The organism is Methylobacterium sp. J-067, from assembly GCF_022829465.1.
In the GTDB taxonomy this organism is placed as follows: domain Bacteria; phylum Pseudomonadota; class Alphaproteobacteria; order Rhizobiales; family Beijerinckiaceae; genus Methylobacterium; species Methylobacterium litchii.
Genome location: NZ_JAKSXZ010000024.1, coordinates 1 through 847 on the forward strand (window position 1 = coordinate 1; position 847 = coordinate 847).

The window sequence follows — 847 nt, forward strand, 5'->3', positions numbered from 1 at the left end:
GTTGCGCATGTCCAGCCGGGCGCTGGGGTGCTGGCGCTGCTCGGGCTCGCTACTGCCCGCGTCGGGTGCGGGCAGGTTCGGCGCCGGGGATCGCTCCTCGCCCAGCGGCTTCACCGTGTAGGGAACGCGCCGGGCCTTCGCAGCGGTGAGCGCTATCGTCATTGCCGAGGAAATCCCCGACATGTGGCTGATCCGGATGCCGCCGAACTGCACGCCGTTGTCGCGGTAGAGCGTCATCCGGCGCCCGACGTAGGCCGTGCCGCCCGCGCCCCAGTTCCGGAGCAGGACGTGCCGCATCGACTTGCCGGGCTTATACGGCTTTCGGCTGGCATGTCTGATGCGAGCCGTCTCCGAGCCCATGGTGGGCGTTTCCTCCCTACACTGGCCGGGGCTCTCGGGCTCCGGCCCCTTTCGGGAGCGCTCGCCCTCCTCGTCGTTGTGCCCCTCGCCGCCTGCAGGGCTGATCCCATCGGCGCACCGGCTACCCTCCAGGATTCGGGCTTCACCGGCATCGGCATTACCGCCGCGCCCGCGTTCGGCCGAGCCTGTTTGTGCGTAGCGGACCTCTTCTGCTCCCCGCCGATGCAGAATCGTACGAGCTGCGTTCCACCCAACCCAACCGTCCAGCGGCTTCTGCCAACTGGTCCGAAGTGTGCCGAAAGCAGAATGGGTGCTTGGGAGGGCGTCATCGGGGAAAGCGGACGGCCTCCTAGCGACCTAACGCAGTCACCCTGATAGTGATCTGCGTTTCCCATAATCAGCCTTTACCGGCAATGCATCTCGCTACCCTCTTTCGTGCGGTAGAAGCTCGATCCTCTTCCCCCTCCCCAACGGTGCGTGTGCCTTT

Annotated in this window: 1 pseudogene; it reads right to left on the bottom strand. The window is 66.5% G+C overall.

What is annotated here, in order from left to right:
- Window positions 1–360: pseudogene (locus MKK52_RS01205) on the bottom strand (hypothetical protein); the annotation flags it as partial.
- Window positions 361–847: the final 487 nt, after the last annotated feature.